The sequence below is a fragment of the Rhodopirellula islandica genome (genome assembly GCF_001027925.1).
Classification (GTDB): Bacteria; Planctomycetota; Planctomycetia; order Pirellulales; family Pirellulaceae; genus Rhodopirellula; species Rhodopirellula islandica.
On record NZ_LECT01000001.1, the window covers coordinates 159,392 to 181,931 of the forward strand.

17 protein-coding genes are annotated in these 22,540 nt (G+C 58.2%); 4 read left to right on the forward strand and 13 right to left on the reverse strand.

All coding sequences use genetic code 11. The features are described 5' to 3' along the window. Nucleotides 1-4: 4 nt before the first annotated feature. The 8 genes from RISK_RS00435 to mnmG all read right to left on the reverse strand — a co-directional run bounded on the left by RISK_RS00435 (nt 5) and on the right by mnmG (nt 10,192). Nucleotides 5-760, reverse strand: coding sequence for an OmpA/MotB family protein (locus tag RISK_RS00435; protein ID WP_047812272.1), 756 nt, complete (start codon nt 758-760; stop codon nt 5-7). Beyond that, on the reverse strand, nt 760-1,521 hold the full coding sequence (locus RISK_RS00440; RefSeq protein WP_047812273.1) for a motility protein A: 762 nt from the start codon (nt 1,519-1,521) through the stop codon (nt 760-762). Before RISK_RS00440 ends, RISK_RS00435 begins: the two co-directional genes overlap by 1 nt. Before the next feature lie 18 nt (nt 1,522-1,539). Next, entirely contained in the window at nt 1,540-1,785 is a 246-nt protein-coding gene (locus RISK_RS00445; RefSeq protein ID WP_047812274.1) for a flagellar FlbD family protein, read from the reverse strand. Between the two features lie 645 nt (nt 1,786-2,430). Beyond that, entirely contained in the window at nt 2,431-3,870 is a 1,440-nt protein-coding gene (locus RISK_RS00455) for an aldehyde dehydrogenase family protein (RefSeq protein ID WP_047812276.1), read from the reverse strand. A 64-nt stretch (nt 3,871-3,934) separates the two neighbouring features. After that, the gene (locus tag RISK_RS00460) at nt 3,935-5,077 is read right to left on the reverse strand and encodes an acyl-CoA synthetase family protein (protein WP_047812277.1); all 1,143 of its coding nucleotides are present in this window, start codon (nt 5,075-5,077) and stop codon (nt 3,935-3,937) included. Nucleotides 5,078-5,239: 162 nt separating this feature from the next. Further along, a complete protein-coding gene (locus RISK_RS00465; RefSeq protein ID WP_047812278.1) occupies nt 5,240-6,472 on the reverse strand; it encodes a carboxypeptidase-like regulatory domain-containing protein in 1,233 nt (410 codons plus the stop codon). 646 nt (nt 6,473-7,118) lie between these two features. Continuing rightward, nucleotides 7,119-8,192: an SAM-dependent methyltransferase gene (locus tag RISK_RS00470; RefSeq protein WP_047812279.1), complete on the reverse strand. Its 1,074-nt coding sequence runs from the start codon at nt 8,190-8,192 to the stop codon at nt 7,119-7,121. Continuing rightward, complete coding sequence (gene mnmG / locus RISK_RS00475) at nt 8,189-10,192, reverse strand: tRNA uridine-5-carboxymethylaminomethyl(34) synthesis enzyme MnmG (RefSeq protein WP_047812280.1); 2,004 nt, start codon at nt 10,190-10,192, stop codon at nt 8,189-8,191. The genes RISK_RS00470 and mnmG overlap by 4 nt, the downstream gene beginning before the upstream one ends. Nucleotides 10,193-10,250: 58 nt before the next feature. Here mnmG and RISK_RS00480 point away from each other — a divergent pair, with 58 nt between their 5' ends. The 3 genes from RISK_RS00480 to RISK_RS27800 are packed head-to-tail and all read left to right on the forward strand — an operon-like array spanning nt 10,251 to nt 14,746. Continuing rightward, nucleotides 10,251-12,602, forward strand: a complete 2,352-nt coding sequence (locus tag RISK_RS00480) for a hypothetical protein (RefSeq protein WP_236695908.1) — start codon at nt 10,251-10,253, stop codon at nt 12,600-12,602. Between the two features lie 57 nt (nt 12,603-12,659). Next, complete coding sequence (locus RISK_RS00485) at nt 12,660-13,694, forward strand: glycosyltransferase family 9 protein (protein WP_236695909.1); 1,035 nt, start codon at nt 12,660-12,662, stop codon at nt 13,692-13,694. A 26-nt stretch (nt 13,695-13,720) separates the two neighbouring features. Beyond that, on the forward strand, nt 13,721-14,746 hold the full coding sequence (locus RISK_RS27800) for a glycosyltransferase family 10 domain-containing protein (protein ID WP_053061006.1): 1,026 nt from the start codon (nt 13,721-13,723) through the stop codon (nt 14,744-14,746). Nucleotides 14,747-14,856: 110 nt separating this feature from the next. Here the strand turns inward: RISK_RS27800 and RISK_RS00495 are convergent, their stop codons facing one another. The 3 genes from RISK_RS00495 to RISK_RS00505 all read right to left on the reverse strand — a co-directional run bounded on the left by RISK_RS00495 (nt 14,857) and on the right by RISK_RS00505 (nt 18,636). Further along, a complete protein-coding gene (locus RISK_RS00495) occupies nt 14,857-15,630 on the reverse strand; it encodes a M90 metallopeptidase family protein (RefSeq protein WP_047812283.1) in 774 nt (257 codons plus the stop codon). 37 nt (nt 15,631-15,667) lie between these two features. Then, complete coding sequence (locus RISK_RS00500; protein WP_047812284.1) at nt 15,668-17,425, reverse strand: redoxin domain-containing protein; 1,758 nt, start codon at nt 17,423-17,425, stop codon at nt 15,668-15,670. Nucleotides 17,426-17,643: 218 nt separating this feature from the next. Next, nucleotides 17,644-18,636, reverse strand: coding sequence for an SDR family NAD(P)-dependent oxidoreductase (locus RISK_RS00505; protein ID WP_047812285.1), 993 nt, complete (start codon nt 18,634-18,636; stop codon nt 17,644-17,646). A gap of 110 nt (nt 18,637-18,746) precedes the next feature. On the opposite strand from RISK_RS00505, the gene wecB reads away from it, so the two are divergent. Next, complete coding sequence (wecB, locus tag RISK_RS00510; protein ID WP_047812286.1) at nt 18,747-19,889, forward strand: non-hydrolyzing UDP-N-acetylglucosamine 2-epimerase; 1,143 nt, start codon at nt 18,747-18,749, stop codon at nt 19,887-19,889. Here the strand turns inward: wecB and RISK_RS00515 are convergent. Both RISK_RS00515 and RISK_RS00525 read right to left on the reverse strand, forming a co-directional pair. Then, nucleotides 19,880-21,286, reverse strand: a complete 1,407-nt coding sequence (locus RISK_RS00515) for a hypothetical protein (RefSeq protein ID WP_047812287.1) — start codon at nt 21,284-21,286, stop codon at nt 19,880-19,882. The two genes, wecB and RISK_RS00515, sit on opposite strands and share 10 nt — an antisense overlap. Nucleotides 21,287-21,492: 206 nt before the next feature. Continuing rightward, nucleotides 21,493-22,431, reverse strand: coding sequence for a DUF1559 domain-containing protein (locus tag RISK_RS00525; RefSeq protein ID WP_236695910.1), 939 nt, complete (start codon nt 22,429-22,431; stop codon nt 21,493-21,495). Between the last annotated feature and the right edge of the window lie 109 nt (nt 22,432-22,540).

Here is a 22,540-nt window from a genome sequence, read left to right on the forward strand (position 1 = left end):
TGCCTTAAGCCTGCGGAGCTTGGACATTGGAGTCGGAATCGGAAGTCCCTTTGGGGTCCTCCACTGTTTCATCGAGCAGGAACACTTCGACACGCGAGTCGTTGCCGAATTTAGTGATCGTTGCGTTCCGGGTGATTGGTTCGGTTGCTTCGGCTGAGGAGACTCGGAATCGATCCGAGGCAATGCCTTGTTTCGACACCAGGTAGCGTTTGACCGTGGCAGCACGTCGGATGGCCAGCATCATGCCTTCATCGGTGCCAATGGTACGAGCGGCAAACTCAGCCGACACGTGTCCACGAACTTCGATGCGTTGTGGCTTCCCGCGAAGTTGTTTGGCAGTCTGTTCCAAAATGCGTTGGCTGGCGGGAGTCAGGCGATCGCTGCCCACTTCAAAGAACACGACACTGCCCACCGCGGTCATGTTGCCGGGACGGATGATGCGAACGTGCTGTTCTTCGCCGACGGGTGCTTTCTCTGGAACGCCCCCCTTGGCGGTGTCCTTTTTCTTCGCTCGTCCCGTGGTGGAGAGAACGGAGAATTCCGATGACCGCGGCTTGGCGTCGCCCGGTGCCAAGGCATCGAGCGTACGTTTGTAGCCGAACTGCTGCTGCATCGAATTGACGAGTGCCTGGTACGTGTCTTCTTCTTTGATCTCACTGAGTGAGACCAACATGATGAAGAACGTGAGCAGCAAACTCATCATGTCGCCGAACGTGACAACCCATTCGGGGATGGCGATTTCATCTGGTTCATCATCCATTACTGCAGCTCCCGTTGTTTGGTTGGCAGGTAGGTTTGCAGCTTCTGATCGATCGCTCGTGGGCTTTCACCCGACTGAATGGCCATGACGCCGCGAATCGCGATTTCCATGCTGAGTTGTTCATTGCGGCTCATCAGACCCAGTTTTTCAGCGAACGGACTGAAGAACACGTTGGCGACGATGGCCCCGTACAGCGTGGTGATCAGAGCCACGGCCATCCCGGCCCCAATCCCGGATGGATCGGACATGTCTTGCAGCATCATGATCAGACCCATCAGGGTTCCGATCATCCCGTAGGCGGGAGCGAATCGGCCGAGTTGATCCATGATCGATTTGCCTTCGCGGTGACGCATCGCCATTCCAGCGACTTCGGTGCGAAGGACCTCTTCGACGATTTCCGGTGCCGTTCCGTCGACAGCCATTTGGAGGCCGGTCTTCACGAGAGCGTTGTCGATTTCAGCAATCTTGGATTCCAGTGCCAACAAGCCATCTCGGCGAGCGACTTCTGCCAGTTCGACGATCGATTTGATCAAGACCAACCGGTCTTCCCCTTTGTTCAAAATCACCTTCAAGGCGATCACCGGGCTCTTCAGCATCGAGCTCATCGGGAAGCAGATCAGTGCGGCTGCGAAAGCACCTCCGATCACCACCAAGCCCGACGGGATGTCGATGAAGGCAGAGAAGGGGGCGTTACCAAGCAGGATCGAAACGAGGATCAAGCCGATCGCGAAGATCAGACCGAGCAGACTGGCGATGTCCATTGGATTGGTTTCTTCGAACTAGGATGTCGTGTGGAGGTTGGTATCCGTTGGTGCTGGACCAAGCGTGGATGGCATCGGCGGCAAGAAGTGCTTGCGCTGTTGGTATTCGATGGATCGATCAACGACCTCGTCCATCGTTTCCTTGACCGGCAAGCGTTCGCCGTTGGTCAGCGTTACAAATGTGTCGCCACGTCGTTCGACGTATCGAATCAACTCGGCGTTGAGGATGAAGGCTTCGCCATCGAGTCGAGTGAGCTTGATCATGTTCGGCGTACCCCGCGGTTTCTGTGGATCATTCGCTTCCGCGACCACTCTGACGATCACAAGCGATGCTGACGATCGAGACTGGTCTGCTGAAAGGTAGGTCACGTTTGTGGACAAGCGACAACAGGCCAGTGTTTCCTGAGGTGTTTTCGCAACACATCGGCGCAACCGGAACAACCTCTGTCATCGCAACCGTCACAGCGGGTGGCGCAAGCGATTCACCTTCCGCAGCCCCTTGGAATCGGAGGCTGTGCGGCTTTTTGCGGGTTTTCGAGCGGTGCACCTCCCTCGAAACGAAGTTCGGGAGAGATCGAGCGACGCCGTTCAGGCGTCCGCGAGGGTGAGGGCTGAATGTCCTTTCAGAGTAGAACATTTGTCCCCAAATGTTTGCGTGATGGTTTGGTGTCGTCGAGCAGTGTGACGCGAACGTTTGAAAGTGGACTTGGGTGCGATGAGGCTTGGCGGTGGAAGGCTGCCCGACGGAACCGTTGAGGACAACTGTTCTACTCTGATGCACGACCTCGTCTCGAGGAAGGCAAAAGAAAACGCCGCGAAAGCAAGCTTTCGCGGCGTCCATGAAGTTTGGGCAGGGCCGGCAACTCAGCGAGCCGCTCGGAAACTCAGTTCATCATTTGACTCGTCGTGTCAGGCACTGGGTGTGGCTGGCATGGGTTCGATCTGATACGCGCGGTTGGTGAAGAGGAACTCAATGATGTTGCCTTCGTGCGGCTGCAACCAATTCAAGCGATTGGTTGGCAGCGGACCGATGTTCAATCGGTCGATGTCCACGCAACGCGAAGCGTCCTGGATGAACTTTTGATCGGACGTGATCACGGTTCCGATCAACGAGGTGCCGATGCGAGACAGCATTTGGTCTTGGGGGCATTCCACGACGCTGACGAACGGGAACATGTATTCCTTCGACGCGACGCCGCGGTCCGGTGAATCGGCGTGCAGGACCATGGGACGCAAGTAAGCGCAGTGGTCGCGTTCGATCAGCTTCTCACCGTATTCAGCCGTCATGTCGGTCACGCCGCTTTCCGCCAAGTCCTGCTGAACCATCGCGTAGGTTCCCGTGGCCATGGCGGGCACGGTGAAGGCTGCCAGTTGGGCGTCCGGGTCGCTTGGCGGGCGGACGTCGACAGGACCGATGCGTTTGGCGATCGCCGCTGCGATTTCGCGGGTGTGTCGGCTGGCCCAGATCCCAGAACAGTTGATGCAACTCCGACCGGAATTGCTGAGCACGCTTTCCACCATCACATCCAGGAACATTTCCCAGTCGTCCACGATGTCATCGCCAAGCAAAATCTTTGAGAAGCCAGGTCCGTGCGGTTGCACCTTCGGGTTGCCCGCATGTTGAGCGATCGTTTGAGCGCTGCCGAAGATCATGCTCCGGGAGGTCTTGGCCATGATGGCTCCGCCCGCGTCATGCCCACCGGGGTACAGTCCAAAGGCAGCGGCAGGGACACCGGCCTCGATGAAGGCGGAGACCATCCGGTAGGGAGTCCAGGGTTCTTGCGAGCCCGGTTTGAGTGCCAGTCCGATTTGCAATGGAATCGCCGGCAGCCACAGCGTGTGGACACCTGGAGAATTGTTCGGAAGGATGGCTCCCAGGATCGGTGTTTGAGCTTGGTAGCTGACGGTCACGCCGCGACCTTCTTCGCCGTAGCCCTTGGACAGGATCGAGAGATCCAAACCGCGTGTCAGGCAATCCAGGATCTGTTCCATGTTGCTGAGCACGAAACTGTTCTTGGTCATGTTCGACCGGCACATGTGCTCGGGCAAACCCGTGCTGGCCGATTGTTGATGGATGAAGTCATCCACGGTTTGCTGCGAGTCACCGACTGACAGCGTTTCCTTCTCAAACAATTCGGCTGCCTTGCAGCACATCTTCAGCAGTTCGCTGGTGGGAACCTCCAGCAATGCTTCCCGCGCTTTATGGGCCACTCGCAAGTCGCGGCCGACAATGCCTCCGCCGACCGTTCCGATGCGTGCGATGGGTTCGCCGGTGTCGAAATGAACAACGTCATTGAAATCGATGGACTCGTATTGTTTGCCCCAACGAAGAGGATTCAGTGTGATCATGAGAGTCGAAGTGAAAGCGGAGGTTGAGCGAGAGGAAGGTGGATGAGCCAGTCAACAGCGTTCATCAATAGACGCCGACGGTGGTGGCTCCCGCCAATTCGTGGAACGGACGCACGCCACTGACCCCATCCCAGGGATAAGTTTCAAATGGCTGTTCCCGTTCGCCTTCGTCACGTTCCATGAATCCAGGCACGAAGAATTCATCCGTCAGCGTGTACAGCTTCACGCGACCGGTTTCACCGTAGCCCACTTTCGCGTTGTAGTCGTCGAACTGCACCACTTCGGTGACCGCTCGTGGCTGGGGGGCGTAGTAGCTGATTTTGTACCCGTCAGCGGCACTGATGGGTTTGCTGCAGGCGAGTCCCATCAACGTGTTCCCGTAAGTGGGGGTCATGAAGACACCCCCTTCTTCCGGCGGCCCACCCAGCATTTCCTCGACGGCGAAGCGGGTCCACTGAGGCGTGAACTCGGTGCCACCTGAGAAGATTCCTTTGATGCCAACTTCTGCCAGGGACGTGCCTTTGTCTTCCAAGCCCTCGCTCAGGGATTCGAGCAGCTTGGGGGTGGCAAACATGCACTTCACATCGTGACCCGCGGTCAAAATGGTGATGGCCTGATCGATGCAGTGCTTCTTGTACTCTTCGAGGTGCTCCATCCAGCCTTTCTTGATCAACTTGACGACCCAGCGAGGGTCCAAGTCGATGCAGAAGCAGATGCCACCGCGATGTTGAGCGAGGTGCTCGACCGCCAAACGCAAGCGACGAGGGCCGCTCGGGCCGAGCATCAACCAGTTGGATCCTTGGGGGAAATATTCGTCCGGCAGCGTGTCGCTGAACAGCTCGTAATCTTTCCAATGATCTTCGATCACCATCCGGCTCTTGGGGACCCCGGTCGTTCCACCGGTTTCAAAGACGTAAACAGGTTTGCCTGCATGGCCCTTGGGGACCCAGCGATTGATTGGACCTCCACGCAACCATTCGTCTTCAAAGTGCGGGAACTTCTTGAGGTCATCAAAGGACTTCACATCGGTGAGCGGGTCGAAGTTGAGCTCCGCCTTTTTCTCCAACCAGAACGGGGATCCCGTTTCATCGCTGAAGTGCCAATGAACGGTTTTCAGCGTGTGTTCATTGAGCTGATCGAGTGCCTTTGCCGCAGCGGCTTGGACTTCGGGATTGATTGGAGCGGGAGCACCTTCAACAAGACTCATGGGGTCCTCTGGTGGGAATGGGGCGAGAGGAGGGGGAAGGGAAGGTTTGAATGCTTGGCATTATGCCAGAAAGGGAAGCCGCCGACGATCGGCGCATGAAAAAAGGCCGCGGGTTGAGACGGTCCCGCGACCTTTTGTGTCTGTCTGAATCAAAGAAATTGATCAGGGAGCAACTGGACTAGCTGGCAATTGTGGGAAGACGCTGTCGTCGTCGTCGTCATCCAGCGAAGCTGCGATGATGCCCAAGCCGGCCAAGGAAGCGATTCCACCGAGTCCGCCGCCGAAGCCACCGCCTCCGCCGCCACCGGAAAATCCACCGCCGCCACCGCCGGAGAATCCGCCACCACCGACAGGGTTACCGAAAGAGTCGACTGGATTGCCGAAGGCATCCACAGCGGTTCCGAAACCGTCTTCGACGATCATGCCATCGTCCACGATGGTTTCTTCGATGACGATCGATTCTGTGATCACGACTTCATTGCAAGCTTGAATGGCCATTGGCAATGGAGCGACTTGCATCGCGAATTGAGGGCAGCAGCAGTTGTTGTTTTTGCGATGTCCAAATCCAACGAACGTTTCGTTGTTGGCGTTGACCAAAGCCGTTTCCGTGTTGGCGGTTGCTTCGTCGACCAGTTCAAAACCAGCCATTCCCAATCCGGACAATCCAATTGCCAAGATCGAGTATTCACCCGCTTCGACGCCTGCGAATTCGAACGATCCGTCGCGATTGCTGACGACACGGTCAACCGTTTCGCCATCGTGGATCAAGAAGATGTTCAAGAGTCCGGCATCGGTCAGGGTGCGACCTTCGGCACCAGCCATGTGGATACGGCCTTTCATGCCACCGTTGGATTGAGCGACACGGAACAGGTTCTCGCCAACCACTTGGCTCGAGATGCCCTTCAGGTCCGCGTTGGCAATCGAAGTCAGGCTGTCTTTGCCAGCAGGTGGCAAGTAGCGGATGATCGACGATTTGATGATCGAGTAGTCGATGCCGGCAGCAGCGATTTCGGCGGTCTTGGGATACATGTCCGAAGAAGCCATGTCGTCGCCGACAACGTGCATGGCACAGCATGCGAAGATGCCATCAGCACGAGCCGAAAGAGCGTAAACGCCGGGGTTCACACCACTGAAGGTGAAGTCGCCTTCTGCGTTGCTCTTCGAACGCAAGGTCTGGCCCGATGCGTCGGTCATGACGATGGTCGCGTCGGCAATCGTTTCGGAAGATCCGTCTGCTGAAGGCAGAATCAAACGACCCGAAAGTTCACCCGCAACTTCTGGATTCACCCACTGGGGAACCGTCAGGTGATCATTCAATTTGATGTTCGAATCTTGGGCGACAGCGATGGTCATCGTCATCGCAAGCATGCCAGCGAGGGCAGCAAAGCGTTTCATGGTGTGTCTCTGGTTAGGGTGTCTCAATTGCCTAAAATACATTCAATATCCAAGTCGAGATGGATTCTCTGCTCAGATGCCCAACAGTTTTGTCCGAATCGCACCGAAAGTCACGGCAAAATCACCGAGAAATTTGAAATTGTGGGAGATTGGGTAAGTTGTGCGAGCGAAGTGTAGGCAGGATGAGGGGCTGGGACAAGATTCGTTGTGTGAATGATGCGTGAATTGCTCTGTGACCGGCCCTTGCAGCGTTTTTATGGCAGATCAGGCACATCGCGTTCATGTGAAAGTTTTCTGCTGCTGGACTGATGTTGAATGACTGACGGGTTTTTGGGGTTCAAGATTCCTTGTTCCCAGGCTCTGCCTGGGAACACACCGTCTTGGAGGCTCCGCCTCCCGATCCTGTTTCAGCAGGCGGAGCCTGCAGTGCATTGCGTTCCCAAGCAGAGCCTGGGAACGAGAAACAGCCTCCTTCATGAAATCGGTGTCCCCGGGAGGGGCGAGCGAAGCGAGGGGAGACCTGGTGATACGGAGCAGACACCGACTTCCCGATTTGATTTTCGCTGGGAAGTCGGGAAAGGGACCGATCTCTGCTCTGAAAGGTTTGGTAAGTCAGAGGACACTTTGAAAAAGACCGCCTCAGTGCTCAGGCGGGCATTGTCACGGCGACGCAGACTTCGCACCGGTTGCGAGCCAATTGGCGGACTTCCAGTCGCTCGACGCCCCAGGTGCGAATGAAATTGCACCAGCGTTCCACGTGGGTCGCGTTTTCGTATTCACCGAGTTTCATGGTGATCAACAGTCCACGGAAGCTCGTTTCGCGACTGTCCACCATGTTGCGGACGGTGCTGAGCGTGGCGTCCGGTTTGACCGTCGAGTCGACCAGCAACCACTTGGCTCCGCGAAAAACTCGTCGTGGCAGGTCACCCGCCCGAGCGGGGTAGTGGATGAATCGGGGATGGTCGGCAATCCGCGGGTCCATTTCGGCTGGATCGACGCCGATGACTTGCATTCCCAGTTCCAGCAATCGGCCGCAGGCTCCGCCGGGAGCGCTTCCGACTTCCACGGCCAAATCACCAGGCCGCATATCGAATCCACTCCAGGCGATCGATTCGGCCGCTTTGAAGTAGGCTCGGGAAATCGGTTCGTAGGCCGGTTCAATGGGCTGAACCCCGCCTGGCCAGCGTGTTGGCAGCGTGGTTGATTCGTGAGTTCCGAAGAACCACTGGGAGGGATCGACCAGCACGACATCGAGGATTCGTTGGCCGTTCTCGGCGATTTGATTTGGGCGAGCGCAGATCAATCCAGGGCCTCCGGACGCGGCCCCGTCGTGCAGAGCCGACCAGATTTCGTCGGCAACCGCCGCGGAGACTTCGTCGATGCCGGGTTCAAAATCGAAGCGGCCAATCGCGGTGCGGTCTCGCGGCCAAACATGCAGTTGGTCAAACGGCACCTTCTCGGACGCGATGGCTTGTTGCAGCTTCTCGATCATCACGGACGAATGAGTGTTCTTGGCTGACCCCAGCGATCGAGACGCGGTCCGAATGAAAACGCCGGTGGGTGGTTGCCGTTTTTGATCGTGTTTGGCGGTGACAAAGCCTGGACGCGAAAAAGCCAGACGCCATCCTTCGCTGGCAATCTGTTCTTTGACCAAAGTCTCGGCGCCGTGGGCGCAGCACATCATTGCAAACGAGCTTTGTGTGTTGGGATCGTTGGTCAATGGGAATCCGAAGCTGAGGAGGTGGGTTGAGTGGTGTCGTTGTCGGATGACGCAGGGTGGTCAGCGGACGCGGGGGAACTCGCTTGCGAGAGCGAATTGTTTTCGATGTGAGCGAGCACGAGGGCCAAGTCTGCCGGCGTGATCCCGCTGATCCGTTTGGCTTGCCCTAGGTTCAACGGGCGAATTTTCGTGAGCTTTTCCTTGGCTTCGTTTCGAAGCGGTCCGATCCGGTCGTAGTCAAACGAAACGGGAATCGCTTTTTCGGCGTGCCGCGATTGCTTGTGGACTTCCGCTTGTTGGCGATCGATGTAGCCGGCGTACTTGATGTCGATCGCGCACTGTTCGGCGGCTCCTTTTCCAATGCTCGCCAACTCAGGGACTTGGTCGGCGATCAGGTCCCAGGTCACCTCGGGGCGGCGCAGGTAGACGTCGCCGCGAACGGTTGGGCCGGTTTCGGGTTGGATCTTGGATTGTTGCAGCAGCTTGGTCCCGCGTTCGATTTCCGCCAGTTTTTGATGGAATCGTTCGCGCCGAGCGGCGTCGATCAGCCCCAGTTCATCGGCCTGAGGAGTCAGCCGGCGATCGGCGTTGTCCTGTCGCAGCAGCAACCGGTATTCCGCTCGGCTGGTGAACATTCGGTAGGGTTCGTCGGTGCCACTGGTCACCAAATCGTCGACCAGCACGCCGATGTAAGCGTCTTGTCGGGACGGCACCCACGGAGTTTGGGACGCGGCGGCACGAGCGGCGTTCAGGCCCGCGATCAGGCCTTGTCCGGCGGCTTCTTCGTATCCCGTTGTGCCGTTGATTTGCCCGGCAAAGAACAACCCCGCAACCGCTTTGGATTCCAGGTGCGGCCACAGCTGAGTCGGGGGGCAGTAGTCGTATTCGACGGCGTACCCGTATCGCATGATCGCGGCTTTTTCCAAGCCGGGAATGCAGCGGAACATCGCGTCTTGAACGTCGCGGGGCAGGCTGGTCGAGATGCCGTTGACGTACACCTCGCACGTCTGTCGGCCTTCGGGTTCCAGGAACAATTGGTGACTGGATTTGTCGGCAAAGCGGACGACTTTGTCTTCGATCGACGGGCAATAGCGTGGTCCGCGTGAATCGATTTGGCCGCTGTACATCGGGGCCCGATCCAGGTTCGCTCGGATCAGATCATGCACGCGTTCGTTGGTGTGCGCGATGTGGCACGCCATCTGAGGTGAGCGGATCGCATCATTGAGATAGCTGAACGGCTGCGGGTCATCGTCACCGGGTTGCTCTTCCAATCCCGAGTAATCGATCGTGCGAGCGTTGAGTCGTGGCGGCGTGCCGGTTTTGAAGCGATCCAGTGTGAACCCCATTCGGTGCAGGGCGCCGCTGAGTCCGGCGGTGGTTCCTTCGCCCGCGCGACCCCCGGCGGATTGCGACTTGCCGGTGTGCATGATCGCTTGCAAGAACGTCCCGGTGGTCAGGATCACCGTGGGGGCGTGATAGACCGCGTCCCCGCGGACCCGGACGCCGATGACTCGCTGGGTTGCCAAGCGGTCTTGCCCCTCGGCGATCGGTTCGGTGATCAAGTCCTCGACGGTTTCTTGTCGCAGGTCGAGATTGGGTTGGGTCTCGATCCGATACTTGATGAAATTCTGGTAGGCCTTTTTGTCCGCTTGAGCGCGGGGGCTGTGCATCGCCGGGCCTTTGCGGCGGTTGAGCATCCGAAACTGGATTCCCGTGGCGTCAATCGCTTCGCCCATCAAGCCACCCAGGGCGTCGACTTCGCGAACAATTTGTCCTTTGGCGACGCCGCCGATGGCTGGGTTGCAGGACATTTGCCCGACCGTGTCCAGATTCGTCGTCAGGAGAGCGGTCTTGGCACCCAGGCGAGCGGCAGCCGCAGCGGCCTCGGTTCCCGCGTGACCGGCTCCGATGACGACGACATCGTAGTCATAGCGATTTTGAGGATTGTTCGTGGTCAATGGTTGAAGTCCACAGTCGGGAAACGCCGATGTTCGAAACACGGATTGTCTATGCGCGGTGGCGCTCGAAATTCACGCCCAACCAAATTTTGACCAAACCATGCGATTTGACCAGCACCAAAGTCGTTTGATCCGTCGCTCAGCCGCGTTTCGGCGTGCTTTGATAGCGGCGGCGGCCGTGGCGGGATTGGCCGGTGGCACGGTGACGGATTCGCGGGCCACATCGGCTCAGGAAGTGGTCGATGTGATCATGAATTCGAACTCGTTTCAAATTCCATTCAACATTGCGACCTCGGGGACGGCACCCGCCGAAGTGCAATTGTACGTGGCGGTTCCCGCAAACCAACCCAATCCGGCGGATCTGTCAGAAACATCTCCGGGGGACTCGCCCGGATCCCGTCCGCTGCCGTCCCCGCGAGCCAACCCGTACGCCGAAGTGGGCTCGCGGAGTCTTCCGGATGGGGCCCCCGGTCAGTGGAAGCTGCTCGATCGCCAACCACCGGACGCCCGCCAGTTTGATATTCGCGAATCCGGCGAAGGGACGTTTTGGTTCGCCACCCGAACGTTGGATGTCAACGGACGTCCGCACCCACCGGGGCCGATCGTTCCCGAATTGAAAGTGGTGGTGGACACACAGGGACCCAAAATCGATCTGCAGGCCGACGCAGACGCGGATGGACGAGTGGTCGCCAAGTTTTCGATTCAAGACGCCACCGAAGTCCGTCAACTGACGGTCCATTATGTGACCGACACGACCCGCCGGTGGCAGCTGGCGACCTTGGAGCGAGAAGGAAACACAGGCCGGTTGCAATTGCATCCGGAGGACGATTGGAAGCAATTGTCGCTGCGTCTCCGCGCCCTCGATCGCGCCGGCAACGAAACCATCGTCAGCGAGTTGGTCCAAAAGCCACGGGTCGCGTCGAAAGCCACCACCCGGTTCGCATCGGGCCCCAATGGCTATGGGCCGTCGTTTGGGCAAGGGATTTTTCAAGGTTTCGGAGATCTGCCGGGCGGGGCGTCCCATTCCACCAGCGGTCCTGCTGCGTTGGATGGGCCCGAGATGCTGCCCTTGCCATCAGGAATGATGCCGGAATCTGTTTCGCCCGTGACTCCAGGCGGCATCGGTGGCGGAAGTCAGGCTCCTGGTCAGTCAGGTTTGCCTCCCGCCGGGGCGATGGGAGGTGTCGAGGGCATTCGCACTCCCGAAGCAGAAGACTTGCCCGCCCCAGCGCGTCCTCAAACGCCTGCGGAAGCGATGCGCCCGCTCGATGCGCCCGCTCCTCAGGGACAGACGCCTTCGCCGGTTGCCGAAACGCCGCTGCTGCCCGGTCCGCAGCTGTCCAGTCCGCAGTTGTCCAGTCCGCAGTTGTCCAGTCCGCAAGGGCCTGGTCTACAAGGTGCGGGCCCGCCAATGCCAGCCGCTCAGGGGGCTGCGCCAGGGGCAACTGGAAACGCGTCCGCCTCAGAACCCGAGACGCCATTCCATGCGGGGCCATCGCTGCCGGAGTCGATTCCCGCGCCGGCGGGGCTCAATACGAACGCGCCGTCCCAGTTGAACGCTCCGGCACCCCATCCGCCGGTGGACGGGATTCAGCGTTCCAAAGAACCGGTTCAGTCGCCTTGGTCACCGATCACAGGTGATCGCAAAAGTCGTGATCCTGTGTCGGCAGGCAACGCCCCCGGCAATCCGTCCAACGGACGTTCGGCGGAGGCTCCTTCTGAAATGCGATATGAGTCGCAGCGTGCCAGTTCCGCGACGATGGAGCGAACCACGTTGGATCCGCGTGAAACACTGGACCTCAAACGGTTGGCGGAACGGTCTGTGATTCGGCACAGCGACAGCAATCGATTCAGCTTGGATTTTGAAATCGAAGCGATTGGCGGCCGCGGCGTCGAAGCAATTGAGTTGTATGGGACCATCGATGGCGGCCTGAACTGGAAACGGTGGGGCACCGATCCCGACAAAGCCAGTCCGTTTGACATCGAAACCAACGGCGAAGGCATCTTCGGATTCCAAATCGTGGTCGTCGCCGCCAATGGTTTGACCAGCCCACGACCGCTCAGCGGGGACGCACCCGACATTGTGGTGGTGGTCGACCAGACCGAACCCGAGGTCAGCATCAACGGGGCCCGCTACGGGGAAGCCGATCGTGCTGGATCGTTGGTGATCGCCTATCGATGCCAAGACCAATATTTGATGTCGCGTCCGATCACACTTTCCTTTAGTGATACACCGGAAGGACCTTGGACCACCATCGCCGCTGGGTTGCGAAACCTGGGCGATTACGTGTGGCCCGCGGACCCTCAGTTGCCACGTCAAATCTATTTGCGAATCGATGCCACGGACCAGGCTGGCAATGTCGGCAGTTACGTGCTCGATCAACCGGTGGACACTCGTGGGTTGGCCCCGCGAGCTCGCATTCGTGCGTTCCGATCCATCTCCAGTCGATAGTGGTGTCTCGCGTCTGACGCGTGGGGCACGAATCCTGCTTTTCAACTGATCTTGATTATGTCTCTGGAGTCATCCTCTCCCATGCGGATTCTGCTCGGCCAACCAGGTGATCTTTCCGATTGCATTTTGACATTGCCCGTCGCGTGCTCGCTGAAAGAGCATTTCCCGGAATCGCAGGTCACGATCGCGGTCGGAGTGGAGCAAGCTGACTTCTTGGAGCAGCATGCCGCGATTGACGAAGTCATTCAATTGCCAACCCGATGGAACCGATCTCCACGTGGCATCCGCGGCGTCAAGCAGACGCTGGATTCGCAGACCTACGAGGTGGCCATCGATTGTGATGACTCCTTTGTTTCTGCCTTGGTTTGTCAGTTGTCCGGTGCCAACCGCCGAATTGGTTGGGACACGACGCCACGTTTCGCACCCCGACGTCAGTTGCTCAACGAGTTGGTGACACCGGTGTTTCACCATGTGGTGGATCGTCGGTTGGAATTGCTGACGCCGCTCGCCGTGGATCGTCCACGAGCCCGGTTTGATTGGCCGGTCGATTCGGCTGATCACGGTTGGGCGATGCGATACCGGCATCGTTGGGCTGGACAGGACTTGGCGTTGATGGACACCGGCCGAGTTTTCACGTCGGTCGGATGGATGTTCGATCGCTACGCCGCGACCGCACGCTATCTGGCGGACCGGTTTCAGATGCACACCATCGTGACCTGGCGAACGTTCGAGGAACGATTGAAGGCGGAGCAGATTGTGGCTTGTGCCGGGGACGCCGCTTCGCTGGCACCTGACATGACGCTATCATTGGCCGCTGCACTCAGTTCATTGACCCGAGTTGTGATCGCGGAAGACACACCGATCTTGCACGCATCGGTCGCCGCTGGTGCCAATGTGGTGGGCTTGTATGGTCCACTGGAAGGAACCGGATCGCCTTCCGCTCGCGGACCGTACCAGCAACACGCCTTGGCAATGGAAAACAAAGCCCGCGGCGGATCGCCCAATCGAGAAGCCATTAACCGGGTCGGCGTCGAACACGTCTGCCAATGGATTGATCAACTTCAGGCTCCTGCGTTTGCAGAGGCAGCCTAACTCCAACCGCTCTTGTCCTCCCTGTTATGACCGACCGCGTTGGCATCGTTCCCTTTGGCAATGCGGCCGAGAGCTACCACCGAATGCTGCCCGCATTCCCAGGGACGCTTGGCCAATCTGGTGTGCTTGGTGAGTCAAGTGATGAACCGCTTCGCCAGGTTCATTTCAGTCACGATTTGGAGGACGCGGATTGGTTGGTGGTCGCTCACCTGACCGCCGAGGTGCTACCAACAACGATTCCCCGGTCTCGGCGTATTTTGGTGACCGGCGAGCCTTCTCCTGCAGTCGACATTGGTGCCCGCAATGCCAACCAGTTTGGGATTTTGATCTCGCCCTACAACATCCCGGGTTACACGGGGACTTGGGTTCCCAGTCATGGTGGATTGCCATGGTTCTTTGGACGACAAACCGAATCGCTTCGCCGACTGGAAGACCTCGAAGCGTTGCCCGTGCCTGAGAAGTCGCCGACGATCTCCGCCGTCATCTCCACCAAGGTGTTGCACGAAGGCCACCGACAACGTTTGCGGTTTGTCCATCGGTTGCAAGAAGCGATCGGTGACCGGTTGCACCTGTATGGTCGCGGGATTCGCGACGTGAATGACAAAGCCGACGCGATCTTGCCGCATGCGTATCACCTGTCGCTCGAGAATGTCTGCGAGCCGAATTACTGGAGCGAGAAGATCAGCGATGCGTTCTTGGGATACTCCCTGCCGTTGTACGCGGGTTGCACCAACATTGAAAATTGGTTCGATCCTGACAGCTTTGTGACGCTCCATCTCGATGACATTGACGGCTCGGTCAAGCACGTCCAGCAGATCCTCGACAGCGATCTCTATTCCCAGTGTTTGCCTGCGATTCGCCGAAGTCGGGAACGGGTGCTGCATCACGAAACGCTGTTTCATTTACTCGCCCGAACGATTGTTGCCAATCCAAGCGACGACCCACGCATGGCCACGGCTGAAACGATCCACACCAAGCCGGAACGAACGGTCTGGCAAAAGGTCCGCAAAGAGTTCAAACGCACCTACCACCGGCTCACGTTTCGGCCGTGACGAAGGGCTCTCCGTCGCCGGATTCGCCAAGGGCGAACGTGCATGCATGACTCCGGAGGAGTCCACGTTGGTAGCTCGGGGTGCCGGAACGGCGCATCGCTTGGTCCGGCCTACTTGCTGGAGCGTTCGCCCCAGAGACGGCCGAGGAGGTCGTGCAGCGTTGGGTCGTGTTGCTCGAGTTCGGCTCGCACGAAGGGGAAGAAGTCGTTGCGATAGAAGTAAGCCTCGGTGCCTTCGGCAAAGTATTCCTTGTGGTTGCTCAGTCCGTAGTGGCGGACGGTTTGGCCGGTGTACAGCAACACGTTTTCGTATCGTTTCTCCACCTTGGCGTCTTCAAACGCCGCGATGATCTCCGGATGATCAAAGCTCAGAAATTGATCGTGATAGGCATGCGCCAGTTCATGCAGAATCATCGCGGGATGCTTGAGCATCTGCTCCTTCGATAACAGCTGATTTGCTCGCGGAAGGTGAACCTTCTTCGTCAGTCGCTCATCGTGTCCATTGGCCAGCAACCAGCCACGGCTGGGATGGTACTGCATCGTTCCCAGACTCGGATGTTCTTCTTCGAGCCAAATCTCGACTCGTTGCAACTTCGCAAGTGTTTCGGAAGGGATCAGAATCTGGATGCGTTGCAGATGGTTGGCAAGCATCGTCAGCGAGCGGTGTTCTTTCTCGGAAGCATCGTCACCCGAAACAGTTTCACCCAAGAGAACGGGTTCGATGTGCACTCTCCAGCCTTCGATCTCACGGACCACCGGATCGAATCGCGGGGGCGATTGGGCTGGGCCGTCGTTTGCCAACACCGGCGTCAGAACCGCCAGGCAAAGAAACGAGAGACCAAGCAGCCTCCCGGTGGAAGGTATCCGGATGGCTTGGTTCATCATCGGCTCTTGGTCGCATTGGGAGGTTCGACTGCGAAAGTCAGTCGGCCTTCACCATGTCCATGAAGCCGATCATCATTTCATTCCAACTTTGGTCGCCCCATCCAACGGTCTGGGAAGGATCGGGGTTGCTCAGATTGTATTCCGAGTTGTCAAAGACCGCACGGCAGTGGACGACGGTCCCCCGAGGCAATTTTCGAGGTTCCTTCAGGATGTACTTCATCTGCCAGTTGAAATCGTAGGCGGGAACGTCCAGCAGGATTTCTTCTTCGCCATTGGGGAAGTGCGCCGTGTAGCGGAACGCTTTGCCGCGCAGGTGCATGTGTGGTGTCATCCCAAGCAGTTCGATGTCCCTTCGGACGGTGTGCTTCGCCGTCACCACGTGGTTGGCTTCGCCAGGTGGGATTCTGAATTTTGTTTCGATCGCGATGGCGCCTTCCAGTTCTCGGTCCACATTGGCTTTGTCGGTGAACTTGACCCCGATGTACGACAGATCGCTTTGGGCGGTGCCGTTGGGGGTGTAGTGCATCTCAAACAACAGCTTGCTGCCGGCTTCCGCATGGATCGCGACCCCGTCATCCAGATCGACCGGGGTGCTGCCGGGAGCGTAGCCCACCAACACCTTTCGTAGATCCACATTCCTGCCGCCCGGCGGGATCACATAGACCAAGATATGGTGAACAACGGCTCGGTTTTGAGGGCGTGCTTCGCAGGCAATGACGAACTTGTCCTCGTCCCAACCAGGATCGATCACGAATCGTTGATAGTCGACCACTCCTTCGGCGGGCACCTCGAATGGTTTGTCTCGCATTGGGATGACTTGATCGGGCTCGCCAATCTGCCATCCCGTGATGAACACGGGAGGTTCGGGCAGGTCCGACGGATCACCCTCGGGCATCCCACCATCGACCCATTGTTCAATCAAGTCCTTTTCTTCCTCGGACAACCGCGCGTCGTTGGCGAATTCGCCGTGTGCCGGGTTGGCCGACCAAGGCGGCATGCGGTTGTTGCCGATCACTTCGAGGATCGTGTCCTCCCATCCCTGCGTGTCTTCGTAGCTGGTCAGGGTGAACGGCGCGATTTCGCCGTCGCGGTGGCAAGTGACGCATCGTGAATTGAAAATCGGTGCGATGTGTTGGGTGTAGGTGATCTCGCCCAGTTCCGCGACTTCTTTGGTTCGTCCGATGTGGCAACCAACGGCCTCCGTCTTTGGTTGGGTGATCGATTTTCCGGCCAGCAGTTCTTCCACCGCGATGGCCAAATCGGAACGTGTCTTCTTGTCGCGAGCGTAGCCGACTCCGTACTGGTCATCGATGCGGCCGTGGTAGCGAATGACGCGATCGGCATCGATCAGGAAAACCTCGGGGGTTCGTTCGGCTTTCATTGCATCCGCGACGACGTTGCCTTTGTCCTTCAGCATCGGAAAGGCGATTTCGTGACGATGCACGTAGGCAGCCATTTCGGTCAGGCTGTCTTGTTTGTTGGAGTTGATCCCGATGACCTGGAGGCCGCGATCTCCGAATTTTTCCTGAAGGTCATTCAGTCGTGGACCATACAGTTTTGCCAGCGGGCACTCGGTTCCCAGGAAGACAATCGCCGCGCACTTCTTGCCCTCGAAATCGCTTAGCGAAACGGGTTTGCCGTAGGCGTTGGGCAGCGTGAACGTTGCGACCTGCTCTCCGATCGGAGAAGTGTCCGAACCTTCGGACTGGCGACCCGTCGCGGCATTGGCGAACGGGAACCAGGCATTTCCACCAATCAAGCATACGACTGCGAAGCAAACCAAACGACGATGCATCAGAGACCTCGGGCGGAGAGAATCAACAGGAAACGCTAGTTTCGCTGAAATGCGGTGGGCGTGTCACCCGCAGTTCCGTCTCGAATTGTACCGAGGTGTTCGACGCCGTGGCGGAAAGGCCGGTTGGGATGCCTTCGGGCGGAACTCCCAGGGATCCGAATTCTGGCAAATCCGGCTACGGGAATGGCACGCCCCGATGCTCAAGACGCGGCGGAATCCTACGGCAGTTCGAGTTCGCCCGACCAAGGCTGGTTGTCGCGGTACCAATCGACGGATGCGGCCAGTCCCTCGTTCAGTTCCACTTTCGGTGTCCAGCCGATCAATTCTTTTGCCTTGCTGATGTCGGCAGAGGTGATTTTGACATCGGCTTTGTGGAACGTCTTGTGTTCGACCTTGGCTTTCTTGCCCAGCAAGTTTTCGAGTCGACCGATGATGTCGTTCAAAGAGACTGGGGTTCCGCCGCCGCCCAAGTTGATGACTTCGTATCCAACGGGCTGCAGTGCCGCGATCGTTCCGGCGGCGATGTCGGAAACATAGGTGAAATCGCGAGATTGTTCGCCATCACCAAACAATTCGATCGGCGTGCCTTCGTCGATCCATTTGATGAATCGGAAGATGCACATGTCGGGACGTCCCGCGGGACCGTAGACGGTGAAGTAGCGGCAAACCGAGACGTCGATGTCGTACAAATGATGGTACGAGTAAGCCATCGCTTCGGCGGCTTTCTTGCTGGCCGCGTAAGGCGAGATTGGCGTGTTGACGGACAGCGTTTCGACAAACGGCATCGGTTGACCGGCGTACAAAGACGAAGTCGACGCGAGCACATACTTCTTCACGCCGACGCGCCGCATTTGGTCCAGCAGGTTGAGGCTGCCCATCGCGTTGGTCGTCATGTAGACGTGCGGGTTCTCCATGCTGTATCGGACACCAGCACGAGCGGCCAAGTTCAGCACCGCATCGAATGAATTATCGTCGAAGAGTTTCTGCAGCGTCGATGAGTCTTCGATGTCGCCCCGCACAAACGTGAACGCGTCGCCTTGCGAGGTCAGTTTCTCCAATCGGTGCTCTTTCAACTGCACGTCGTAGTAGTCGTTGACGTTGTCGATGCCGACCACGCGGTGACCGTCCGCCAGCAACTGCGAGGCGACTTCGTTGGCGATGAAACCAGCGCATCCGGTAACCAGGTACGTTTTGGACGACGAATCGGGCATCAGTTCGTGGCTCTCGGTTCGGGGTTGTGGAAAGTTCGCTGGGGTTCGGCGAGGTTCAAACTATAGTGGGCGGCCAGTTCCTCCATCCGATTTGCCACGCAGTCTAGTCAATGAAACGTCCTAAAATAGCCGTCTTCTTTGGAACCCGTCCCGAAGCGATCAAGGTCGCGCCGGTGATCAAAAGACTCGCGACGGACGACCGATTCAAATTGCTGTCGGTTTCCACGGGCCAGCACCGCGAAATGCTGGACCAAGTGATCGATATTTTCGATTTGCCGGTGCACCATGATTTGGGGGTGATGACGCCCGGGCAAACTCTGGCCGGCCTGTCCTCGAAATTGATCGCGTCGATCGATCAAATTCTCGAAGCCGAGCAACCTGATTTCGCTCTTGTTCAAGGCGATACAACCACGGTTCTGATGGCCTCGCTGGCATGCTTCTATCGCCGCATTCCAACCGGTCACATCGAAGCCGGTCTGCGAACGGGCAACCTGGCCAGTCCCTTCCCGGAAGAAGCCAATCGGGTGCTGGCCAGTCCCATCAGCACGTTGCACTTTGCCCCGACCTCGGTCAGCGAAGCGAACTTGCTGCGAGAACGCATCGATCCCGCGAAGATCTTTGTGACGGGGAACACGGTGATCGATGCGTTGCACCTGGAGGTTCAACAACAATCCAATCCCGATGTCGCAGCGAAGATCGATGAAGAACTGGGGGCGGTTCTGCCGAGCGATTGGCGCGACAAACGGTTTGTGTTGATCACCGGCCACCGCCGCGAAAATTTTGGTGGTGGCTTCGATGAAATCTGCGGCGCGATTTCAGAATTGGCCGAGCGATTCCCGGACGTTCGATTTGTGTACCCGGTTCACTTGAATCCGAATGTCTCCGGTCCTGTCCAAAAGGCATTGGGTCAGTTCGACAACGTGTTGTTGTTGCCGCCGCAGTCGTATCGTCCGTTTGTGGCTTTGATGCAGGCCTGCGAGTTGGTTCTGACTGACTCGGGCGGCGTGCAAGAGGAAGCACCTGGGCTGGGCAAGCCCGTGTTGGTGATGCGCGACACGACCGAACGTCCCGAAGGCGTGGACGCAGGCACGGTTCGCTTGGTTGGTCCGGTGCGGCAGAACATCGTCGATGGTGTCAGTGAGTTGCTCCGCGACCGCCAAGCCTATGACAAGATGGCGAGAGCCTCCAACCCTTACGGTGATGGCACCGCGTCGGAAAAAATCTTGGATGCGATCGCGCAGCACTACTGCTGAAGGGCTTGGGCAAGCTCGGTTTCATAAGCCCGGATCATTTGTTTGTAGTCTGCCAGAATCTTCTCGGGCACATCCACTTCTGCGGCGTCATCGACCAATGCCGCGACGACGTTGCTCACCGTGCTGGCGTTGATCTGTCGCTCGGTCAGCAAAACGGTTTGATCCGAACCGATCACCGCCGCGCTGCCGGGCCTCAGTCGCAACAACCCAAAGACATCGTCCAGGGCGTTCGCGTCCAGCACGGTGACGGCACCGGACCACGCCGACGCCAATTCTCGGCGAAAACCAGCGTCCTCGGTTGCCACGACCCAGCGAACCCGAGACAGATTGGATTGACGTGACTGGGTGATCGCGGCGGCAATCCAGCGTGGTTCAGTGGCGGAGACCGCTTCGTCTTGCGACAACCGGAACAGCACCACTTCGGATGTCGTGCCGCCAGAACGCAGCGTCCGCATCGCATCGTTCGGCAAGCGTCGGCCCAGGATGCTGGATGGGGGCGGCGGAGGAACGGGCACAAAACGCGAAACACGTTGAGGCGTGAACGGCGGTTGGAAATCGAAACGAGAGGAGTCTTCCTCGTCTGACGGGGGAGCAAACTCTGCTCTCCTGAATTCGAGGGTCAGCGAACTCTGCCTCGCATCCAAGCCTTCGATCAGCGGGAGCGGCAACTCCACACGCCGAATCACACTGACCGTGGGATCGACCCAGAAGACGTAGGACTTGCCTTCGGTTTCGGCCGCGATGCGTCGCATCTTTTGTCCCGCGAAGTTCGCGTCGGGCAACCACTTCAGCTCCGCGGTGGGTTCGAAGATCCCGGACATCGGATCGCCAGCGAACAGCCACTCCAGTTGTGGTGGTGGACCAGCCAAGCCTGCCGACAACTTGGACCGCAGGACTTCATCCGCTAGCACGCGATCCAGGTCCAGGCGTTGGTTCTCGGGCTGCTGCCAGGAATCCACCAGCATTTGCGAATCGAAGTGGCGTGTTTCGGGTTCATCGAACCACGCATTCAATTCGACCTGATTGGATTGCAACGTCGAGTTGGCACGCAGGCTAACCGAGTAGGCTTGCACGTCCAATTGCTTGCCAGTCCAACGCACGCGGAACGGCGCTCGCTGTTCTTGCCTTCCGCCTGAAAACAGCTCGGTTGACGCGTCCGCCATTGGGACCACCCGCAACACGACTTCGCTGGTGTCTTGGTAGTACGAGCTGCCGCGATAGCGAGCAAAGATTTGTCGCAGCCGGTCGCGTGGTTCTCCCCGAGCAATCACAAATTGTTGGGGCGTGGAGGCGGCTTCGTCCGTGGAGGAGGGCGACGGGGAACACCCGGCGGTCCATGCAGTGACCCCGGCGATGATGCCGCACGCAAAGATCCATTTCGCGAACTGTTGAGTCAAACCGTCACGCTTTCGTGTCGCTGAGTGAATCCATTCGAACGGCTTTGCACAGCAGCCGCTTCTCAGCCGCGGATCGGCCACACTTTCGGCAGATGAATTCCGCCGACCGAATTTGTTCCGCCAGCAAGGGCAGGGCGTGCGCGAGGGTGGATTTGTCCCATTTGCAAATCGACTTTTTGGGCAGTTTCGATTGAGTCAAACTGAGATCAGTGTTCGTAAGTTGGGATTTCGCGACCGTCGATGGAGGCGGCCGCGCGGTGAATGTCGATGTCTTGAGTGTACGTCAACATTTTCACCGATCCATCCACCATCGCCGCATTCCAGCCATGCGGGTGGGCACTGCCAAAGTCATGGCAGGCCAAACAGTTGTCCGGTTGATCCAGTCCCGGTTGGCGGGCACCGAACCGAACGTAGGAATGAGTGGTCGTCGGAATTCCGGTGTATCCGGCCAAGGGAGCTCGGTCGCCGTAGCAGTCTCCCGTCGTGTATTTCAGCGAATCCATGGCCTTTTCTCCGACCAAATACGTGTGGCTCAGGCCGTCAAACACCCGAGACAACCGCGTGCGGCCGCCGAGTCGCCAGACGCCGTCACGCTGACTCTCAATGATGCGGTCGTCCACTTCATTGACGGTCGCGGAACCTCCGCACATGGCGTAGTCGGTTCGTCCACCGGTTTCGCCATAACGGCTCAAATAGGGTTCCAGCAGCGGGTAGGCGTCGGCATCTCGCCGGGTCGGGCAGTGAAACGTTGAGACCGACGACTGAACATGTTGCTGGACCCGGTCAGTCGGCATGATCATCGAAGCGGCTCCGATTTGAGCCAATGGGGGTGCCAAGTCCGCTTGTTCCATCAGCGCCATCGCTTGGACCATCCAATTGCCGCCGTTGAATCGAGGGTCGGGCTGCCGACGATTGTCGAAATCGACCAGGTACGGCGGGACCTCGCCGGAGTAGCCTGGCAGGTCGCGAAAAATCGATTCGTAGTTTTGGCTGGCCAAGGCGATTTGTCGAATTCGATTGCGACACTTGGTCTGGCGTGCCGCCTCGCGAACGCTTTGAACCGCTGGCAGCAGAAGTGCGATCAGGACGCCAATGATGGCGATGACGACCAGCAATTCCACCAACGTGAATCCATGCCGTTTCACTGCTTCTTGCTCCGTCCTCACGGTCAAACCTCGATCACAGGGATGATTTGCGAGCCGGTTGTCGAACTCGGTGGAACCAGCTTTGAGCAATCGTGGGGAAGATCAAAGG